Raw genomic sequence first — 8,801 nt, forward strand, 5'->3', positions numbered from 1 at the left:
GCATGCGGTAACGGCGATAGCCGCCGAAGGTCTCGTCGCCCCCATCGCCCGACAGCGCCACGGTCACATGCTTGCGCGCCAGTTGGCACACCCGGTAGGTGGGGATCGCCGAACTATCGGCATAGGGTTCGTCGTAGAGTCTGGCCAGCGTGTCAATCAGGTCGAAGTCGTCGCTGGCGACCAGGTCGCAGTAGTGGTTGGTGCGATAACGCTCCGCCACCTTCTGGGCAAAGGCGGCCTCGTTGAAGGCCGGGTCATCGAAGGCGATCGAACAGGTATTGACCGGCTCGCTTGAAAGGCCGGCCATCAGCGCGACGACGGCACTTGAATCGACACCACCGGACAGAAAGGCGCCGAGCGGCACTTCCGATATCATGCGCAGCCGAATCGACTCACGGAGTTTTTCGTTGAGCTGCGCGCAGGCTTCGTCGAGAGTGTACGACTCGCCCAGGCTGAAGCGAACGTCCCAATAGGCCTTCGGCTCGGCCGCTGCTAGTCCCCGACGCAGGGTCAGCAGATGACCAGGGGGTAGTTTCTTTGCCTGACGAAAGATTGTTCTCGGCTCGGCCACGTAACCGAGCGCGAAATACTCTTCCACCGCCAGGGGATCCATATCGCGCGCCAGCCCGCCGTGCGCCAGCAGCGACTTCAGCTCGGAGCCAAAGATAAAGGTGCCATCCGGCAACAGCGCGTAATACAGCGGCTTGACGGCAAGCCGGTCGCGCGCCAGAAAAAGCGTTTCGCGGTTGCGATCCCAGAGGGCAAAGGCGAACATGCCACGAAAGCGCTGAACGCAATCTTCGCCCCAGGCTTCCCAGGCGTGCACGATGACTTCGGTATCGCTGCGGGTATGAAAAACGTGGCCAAGCGCCTGCAACTCGGGGATCAGCTGCTGGTAATTGTAGATTTCGCCGTTGAACACCACGCAAACGCTCTGATCCTCGTTGTACAGCGGCTGCTGGCCGGTCGACAGGTCGATGATCGACAGCCGGCGATGGCCCAGGCCGAGACCGGGCTCGACGTGTAGGCCACCTTCATCCGGGCCACGATGGTGCTGCGATTCGTTCATGCGCGTGAGCACGGCGCGATCTATGTCGCGCCTGCCACGGGTATCGAAAATTCCGGTAATTCCACACATATTCTGGCTTCAGCCTTCTCTTTTTTGGTTTCTGTGCTCGCCTGCGCTAGACCAGCGCCTCGACGCCCGCCTTGCCGACCCGCAAACCCAGCAAGCGGTCGTAAAGCCCCTGATAATTCTCACTCATCGCCTCCAGGCTGAACAGCCGCTCGACCGCAGCACGCCCCGCCACGCCGGCGGCACGGGCACGCTGCGGGTCCATCGCGTAGGCGGCGATCTGCTGCGCCATCGCCTCGACGTCAGCGGCTGAGACCAGCTCACCGCTACGGCCGACCTCGAGCAACTCGCTGTTCCCACCAACATCGGTGGCGATCACCGGCAGGCCACTGGCCATCGCTTCCAGGATGGTGTTCGAGACGCCTTCGGCCAACGATGGCAGCACGAAACAATCCAGACCACGCAGTATTTCCGGTATGTCGTCACGCTGTCCCGGTAGCCACGCCAACTCTGCCACACTGGCCTGCTCGAGCAGTATCCGTGCGTCGCCCAATAACGGCCCGTCACCGATCATCACCAGTCGTAGACGGCTTTTCAGGTCGGGAAAGGCCTCCAAAACGCGGATGAAAGCCCGCACCAGGGTCGTCTGATCCTTGACCGTCTGCATGCGACCGACGGTTCCGATCAGCCAGCAAGCGGGATCCACAAACGGGCAGCCGGCAATCGCCTGGCGCGGCCTGACGGGGCGAAAGCGCCGCGCGTCGACGCCGTTGTAGATTTGCGCCACTCTGCCCGACGGGACACCCACGCGGGAGATCAGATAGTGTTCGAGATCGCGCGACAGCGCGATGTAGTGCGTCACGAACGGGCGATAGAAACGACGCAGCCATTGATACTTTTTGCTGGAACCGTCGAGATCACCCACGTCGCGGCCGTGTTCGCCGTGTACGCGCACCGGGACGCCTGCGGCCCAGGCCGGGATGGCAACCTCGAGAGCGGCCAGGTTACGACTGTGCACCACCGCCGGCCGTAGCTTGCGGAAGAGACGGAACAAGCGGGGATAGATCGCCAAGGCATGGCCCGGTCGCTTTTCCAGGGCAATAAAAACGACGTCGTCACGCACGATACGCTTGCGGAAATCCGTGATGTCGGTCAGGGAAATCACGGCATGGCGGTAGGCGTCGCGCGGCATGTGATTGATCAGATTGACGACGCCGTTCTCGAGACCCCCGACATCGAATCGAAACACCACGTGCGCGATCAACGGCCGCGCGTCGCTGGCCCGCGTCATCGATACTCCATCGTCTGCCGCAGCGCAGAATCGATTACCGGCCCCGCGGATCGGACGAAATCTTCGAGCGCCGCCTCCCCGGCGCTGGCCTTGTCGCTCGGCGCGTAGAGAATGACCACCGCCGAGTCGTCACCCTTGCCGACCAGCCGCGACAGCGCCGTGTAGACCTTGGCCAGCGCGTCACTGCTCGTCAACCGGCCATCGACCCAGTACGACTGCCAGACCACCATGCGCGTGCCGTCAGCCCCGCGCAATTCGGCAGTTCTGACCTTGATCGGCTGTTGATCGAAGACGATTTCGCGCACGCCGCTATCCACCCTGAGCCAGGACCGGTCGTCGCTCGTCACCAGCACGTTGGTCGAACTGACCAACTTGTGCTGCTGATCCTGGTTACGGTAGTACGCCAGAAAGACGCCGGCCACGCGGCCACCGTTCTCGAAAGTCAACTGTGTGCTCGCCGCATAGTTCTCGAACCTTGGCCGCCACTCATCCACTCCCTGCGCCGCCGGCTGCCAACCGGCGATCGGCCCGAGGGGCGCAATCCGCTCGAGCGACGGTGCCAGATGGTGCTCGATCCGGTAGTGGGCCAACGGCCAGATCCCACCGACCAGAACGACCGCCATGGCCGCGACCAGAGAACGCGACGTCGCTGGAAGCGCAGCCGCGGGTACCGCGGCTGCCGCGGGTGCCGCAACCGGCAACTCGTCCTCGCGCCAGCGACCACCAATCCAGAACATGGCCAGGATCACGATGCCAAAAAAGACCCAGCCGTAGATCAGATGATCGACGCCGACGGCGAGCTTGTTGCCCGACAGATGGCCGATCATCACGATCATGTAGGCGCGAAACCAGTTGGCGACGACGGGCACGACGAACGAGACGACGACGAACATCAGCCGTCGTTTCCAGGAGCGATAAGTGAGGTAGGCAAACAAGCTTCCCACGGTGACCGAAGCGATCAGATAACGAACCCCGCTGCACGCCTCAACCACCGACCAGCTGCCGGTGGGGATCACGAAAAACAAGCCTTCACTGTGCACCGGTACGCCACTGAGGCGCAAGCCGAGAATGGTGAAATGCGCCGTCCATTCCATCAGTTTGGGCATCGTGAAGTCGCCAAACGGTACGGCGAAGAACAGGAACAGCAGGGGGAAAGCGATGCGTCGTGCAATCGCCCAGCCAAGCACCGCCGGCACGGCGAGGACCAGCATCGAGACCAGTGCGAACTGCGGGACCACATTGACCACGGCCAGTTCGCCGAGCAGCCAGGAGAAACCCACGCCGGCCGACAGGATGGCGGCCATAAAGCTGTGCCCGGGCGCCATCACGGCCAGATCCGAACGCAATCGCCAGATCAGCCACAGGGTGATCGGCGGCACGATGAAACCGTGGGCGTAAGTGTCCGAACGCGCCCAGATGCTCACCATCCCCAGTGCAGTCTCGTGAAAGAGCAGCAGGATGATCACCAGGACAAGAACAACTGCAGGGAGCGCAACTCGCCAACCCGGATGAGTGCCAGGCGAAATCGCGCTCGGTGCAATCTGGTTCATGACGTGGCCTTCACTCAGTAATTATCGGAACGGGCAGGAGTGCCGCAAGAGAGAACTGCCAACAGCGAGTTACCCGAGGTTGCGGACAATGAACGGCCCGAGCCAGTTGGCGAGGCCGATCGGCATCCGCCGCCAGGTCTCGATCAGCAACCGGTACTTGGCGTTCGACGGGTTGTTCTGCGGAATGGTGTCGCGACGGTAAAGGCAATACTCGTAGAACAGCGGTTGTGGCTCGAAGCCCCAGTTCTTCTTGAACGCATAGGAGCCGGTACCCTGCTTGCTGCGGCCGTAGTCGAAAACCTTGACCCCGCGCTCGCAGGAGCGACGCATCAACTCCCAGTACTTGAAGTCGTTGGCCGCCAGATTGCGCGCCGACAAGTCGTCACCGGCATAATAGGGCAGCACCTCGTCGCGAAAATAGAAGCTCATCACCACGCTCAGCGGTCGTCCCGCTGCATCCACCACAGTCAGCGCCTCGCAATCGTCACCGAACACACGCCGCAGCGCGTCGAAATAGCGGCGGGGCAATGCGGGCGTCCCATGACGGTGAACGTTGTCGGCATAGAGGGCGAAGAAGCGTCCCGTGTCAGTGTCGATTTCGCTGCGCAAACCGTTTTTGATCCCCTTGCGCACCATCGCACGCTGCTTGCGCGGAATGGCCAGCATGTTGGCCTCGACCTCCGGCGCGAGCTCCTTGCGAAAGCGCACGTAGAGGTCCTGCAGCGGCCAGTCCGGATGACGCTGGCGAAGATTGCGCAGCTCCAGATGGTCGACGCCGAGGCGAGCGGCAATCGCTTGCGCTTCCTGTTCAAGAAGCTCGACCGCGGCCTGGCTGCTCGCTGCCACACCGCCATAGACGGCAAACGGCAACGAAACCAGCGTATTGCCGAACAGCACGCTCTTGACCTGCGCCAGCGGCAGCACACCCTCGATCACGCCGGCCCGCTCGGCGTAGAGAAAATCCGTTCGATGACCGAAGACCTCACCGACGATGAGCTGCCATCCTGCCTTGTGGAAAAAGGTCGCTTCCGGGCACGCTTCGACAAAAGCATCCCATTTGGCGACTGCAGCGCTATCGTCAGAAGCGAGGCTCCTGAGTTCGAGCGGCGCGCTCGCCGCGGCCAGGCCGCTGACTTCCTCGCTGGTCGAATTCATCAGTTCAACGCCGACGGCGGGTTGGCGGTGCCGAGAAACACCTCATCCATTCGCCCCCAGCGGAAGTCGCCGAGCAATCGTTTGAGCCGACCTTCCGTGTATTGCAGGTTGACGTAGTGGCGAAAGCGCGTTTTGGCGCTGATCCCCGGGATGCGCGGCTGCTCGGCATCGATTTCCCAGGGATGGAAATAGAAGATTGCCGGCTGACGATCCAGCTCATTCACCTTGCGCATCAGCCAACGTGAAAGCGGATACGGCAGCAGGCGGAAGTAACCACCGCCACTGGCGGGCCAGTTACGGTCGAAAAAGCGAACCGTCGTCACTGGCAGTTCGAGCAGCCCGGCGCGTACCCGGTGAGCGAAGCGCGGCGCATCGGGCATGCCGTAGTGATCATGGCGAATCGGGTAAACGCTCGAACTGTAGCGATAACCTGCGCGTTCGAGGCAATCGAAAGCCCACAGATTACCTTCGCCAATCGAAAAACTCGGCGCTCGATAGCCGCTGACTTCCTGACCCGAAATATCCTCCAGCAGTTTCTTGGCCGACCCGACGTCCGCGGCAAACTCGGCTTCCGAGAGATCACTGGCGCGCTGATGGCCATAGCCATGGCTGGCCAGCTCGTGCCCGCCGTCGACAATGCGACGGACGAGATGCGGGTAGCGTTCAGCGATCCAGCCGAGCGTGAAGAAGGTCGCCGCCGTCTGTTGTTCGTCGAGCATCGAGAGAATACGCTCGACGTTGCGTTCGACCCGGCACTCACGCGAATCCCACTGGTCACGAGGAATGTAGGGGGCGAGCGCGGAAACCTGGAAGTAGTCTTCGACGTCGATGGTCAGTGCGTTGGTGATCGGCTGGCCTGTCATCTCGGGTCCCCGTCCGCGCTAGCCGGCGCGCTGCGCGTGGCGAGCGATCAGCCATGCCGAGAGATCGGCGGCGATGCGCTCTGCCGCCCGGCCATCCCAAAACTCCGGAATGCGGCCGCTCTTGCCAGCACCCGACAGAATCTCGTCGACACCTTTTCGGATCGCCTGCGGATCACAGCCAACCAGGGTATTGGTTCCCTGCTCGACAGTGATCGGGCGCTCGGTATTTTCGCGGATGGTCAGGCAGGGAACGCCGAGCGCGGTACTTTCCTCCTGCAGCCCCCCGGAATCCGAGAGCACCAGCTTGGCGCCCGCCATCAGGCCGAGCATCTCCAGGTAGCCCTGTGGCGGCAGCAGGACAATACGCTGGCTGTGCAGCAGCTCAGCCAGACCGAAACGCTCTATGTTGGCGCGTGTGCGTGGATGCAAGGCGAAGATCAAGGGCAGTTTTTCCGAGACTTCACGCAGGACGGCAAGTAGCGGCGCCAGCGTCTCCTGGCGATCGACATTGGAAGGACGGTGCAGCGTCACCACTCCGTAACCCCGTGGATCATCGAGCACAACGGGATCGACACCCGCCATCTGCAAGGTCTTCTCCGGCTGCTGCGCCGATGCACGATTCGACAGCAGCGAATCGATCATCACGTTGCCAGCAAAACACACCCGCTCCTCGGCCACCCCTTCACGAGTCAGGTTGGCCAGCGCACTGCGCTCGGTCGTGTACAAGCGGTCGGCGAGCTGGTCGGTGAGCAACCGGTTGATCTCCTCCGGCATGGCCCGATCGTGGCTACGCAGACCGGCCTCGACATGCACCACCGGCACTTCCTTCTTGGCACAGACCAGCGCGCAGGCCAGGGTCGAGTTGACGTCGCCGACCACCAGCACGCAAGACGGCCGATGAGTGTCCAGCACCGGTTCGAAACGCTTCATCACTTCCGCCGTCTGCACGGCGTGGGTCGCCGAGCCAACTTCCAGGTTGATGTCCGGGTGCGGCAGGCGCAGATCGACGAACAGGCGATCGTTCATGTCCTTGTCGTAGTGCTGACCGGTATGGACGAGCAACGTCGGCAGAGCCGGACGATGGGCGCTGAAAGCACGCAGAATCGGTGCCATTTTCATGAAGTTTGGCCGGGCGCCGACGACGCATACTACCGGGCCCAAATCAGCGGGCCATTGTTGATCAGACAAAGCGATTTTCCCTCATTCCTGTTTTGCCCGAACGGCATCGACCAGTTGCTGCAGCAGCGACAGAAGCGCTGCGTTGTTGCGTTCGAGACGGACGATGCTGCGCTCGATACGGATCATTCGCTGCTCCGTATGGTTGCTCTTGAGATCCGCGATGGCGCGTGACGCACGCTCTGCCGTGCTGCCGTCAAGCTCCAGCCGCGACAGGTCGATGTCCAGAATGCCGCTCTCCGTCAGTTGGGCGTTCACGGCGCCAGGCGCCTCGTCCATGATCTTGCTCGACGTCATCGATGGCGCAGATTGAGTCTCCTCCCGGAGTTCTTTGGCGACTTCTTCGACGTCGGCGCGTGTAAATTCACTCTTGCCGTTCAGGAAGCCGGAGAGCAACAAACGATCGCAATGCGCGTTGATCCGTCGGGGGATACCACCGCTGGCCTCGTAGAGCGCTTCGAAGGCACCGGCGTCGAAGCGTGGCGAACCTTGCGATCCCGCGCATTTGAGTCGATGCTCGATGTAGGCCTGCGTTTCGTCCTGATCCATCGGGCCGATATGACAGGCTGCGATTACGCGCTGCCGCAATTGCTTCATCTGCGGACTCTGCATGATCTTCCGGAACTCCGGCTGCCCGACCAGGAAGGTCTGCAACAAAGCCTGGGTACCGAACTGGAAGTTCGACAGCATGCGCAGTTCTTCAACCGCCCGCGCCGTCAGATTCTGCGCTTCGTCAACAATCAGCAGGCAACGTTTGCCCTGACTGGTGACATCGACCAGAAAGGCCTCGAGGGCAAGCAGCATCTCGGATTTTCCGTCGTTCTTCGCCCCGACACCGAAAGCCGCGGCAACCATTCGCAAGGTATCCTCGGCGTCCAGTTGGGTGCTGACCAACTGCGCGGCGACCACTTTCTCGGCATCCAGGTCATTGAGCAAACCGCGGACGATCGTCGTCTTGCCCGCGCCGATCTCGCCGGTAACGACGATGAAACCCTCGTTCTGATTCAGACCATATTCAAGGTAGGCCATGGCACGCCGGTGCTGCCTTGACGCGAAATAGAACGAAGGGTCAGGATTCAACTGAAAAGGCTTGCTGGTCAAGCCGTAGAAGGACTCGTACATGACAATCGATCAGAAGCTGTGAAAAATTGAGCCGGTCAACGCACTCTCCGTATAGCTGCTCACGCCGCTCGAAATTACCCGGCGCACGCCGACGTTGGCACTGGTCCGCGCCCCGACACGGGTGGTAAACAGCAAATTGGCATACTGCGTCTCGGTTTCAGGTGAGCCCCCCGTATAGCCCGTGCTGCGCTGTTGATTGAGCGACAAGGACAGCGACGAGATGCCGGTGAGCTGGTGGCCCCAGACGATGCCGATTCCCTGTTGGCGAATTCGGTTGGACAGCGAATAATTGTCGGTCGCGCCGTTGATCAAGCCAAGAGGCTGTTGCACGTTTTGTGTCGCGGTCAAGGTCACGGTATTGCGGACACCCAGCAGGGCGACGGATAACTGCTGCTGCTCCGACAGTTGCTCGCGGTCGGTAAGGTAACCATTGACCACCGTGCCATCGGCCGGAAGCCCCCTGCTCTGCAGGACCTGAATCACCTGCGCCCGGATCGCGTCCGGGGCCAGGCCCGGATTGCTTGCGGCGATGAGCGAATAGAAGGCATCGTAGTTGTTGCCCTGCCCGG

At 61.8% G+C, this 8,801-nt stretch carries 7 protein-coding genes and 1 pseudogene; all 8 read right to left on the bottom strand.

The genetic code is table 11. The features are described from left to right. The coding region (gene asnB, locus RUW20_RS01445) for an asparagine synthase (glutamine-hydrolyzing) (protein WP_313950412.1) at nt 1–1,138 on the bottom strand (1,138 nt) is incomplete at its 3' end. A 46-nt stretch (nt 1,139–1,184) separates the two neighbouring features. After that, nucleotides 1,185–2,366, bottom strand: a complete 1,182-nt coding sequence (locus tag RUW20_RS01450) for a TIGR03088 family PEP-CTERM/XrtA system glycosyltransferase (RefSeq protein WP_313950413.1) — start codon at nt 2,364–2,366, stop codon at nt 1,185–1,187. Then, the gene (gene xrtA / locus RUW20_RS01455; RefSeq protein WP_313950414.1) at nt 2,363–3,916 is read right to left on the bottom strand and encodes an exosortase A; all 1,554 of its coding nucleotides are present in this window, start codon (nt 3,914–3,916) and stop codon (nt 2,363–2,365) included. Before xrtA ends, RUW20_RS01450 begins: the two co-directional genes overlap by 4 nt. Before the next feature lie 69 nt (nt 3,917–3,985). Continuing rightward, entirely contained in the window at nt 3,986–5,074 is a 1,089-nt protein-coding gene (locus tag RUW20_RS01460) for a FemAB family XrtA/PEP-CTERM system-associated protein (protein WP_409559278.1), read from the bottom strand. After that, entirely contained in the window at nt 5,071–5,934 is an 864-nt protein-coding gene (locus tag RUW20_RS01465; protein ID WP_313950416.1) for an XrtA system polysaccharide deacetylase, read from the bottom strand. Before RUW20_RS01465 ends, RUW20_RS01460 begins: the two co-directional genes overlap by 4 nt. A gap of 18 nt (nt 5,935–5,952) precedes the next feature. Next, on the bottom strand, nt 5,953–7,122 hold the full coding sequence (gene wecB / locus RUW20_RS01470) for a non-hydrolyzing UDP-N-acetylglucosamine 2-epimerase (RefSeq protein ID WP_313950417.1): 1,170 nt from the start codon (nt 7,120–7,122) through the stop codon (nt 5,953–5,955). A 12-nt stretch (nt 7,123–7,134) separates the two neighbouring features. Continuing rightward, entirely contained in the window at nt 7,135–8,232 is a 1,098-nt protein-coding gene (locus RUW20_RS01475; protein WP_313950418.1) for an XrtA/PEP-CTERM system-associated ATPase, read from the bottom strand. Nucleotides 8,233–8,241: 9 nt separating this feature from the next. Then, nucleotides 8,242–8,801, bottom strand: a pseudogene (locus RUW20_RS01480) (hypothetical protein); the annotation flags it as partial.

Source organism: Accumulibacter sp. (assembly GCF_032229525.1).
GTDB lineage: Bacteria > Pseudomonadota > Gammaproteobacteria > Burkholderiales > Rhodocyclaceae > Accumulibacter.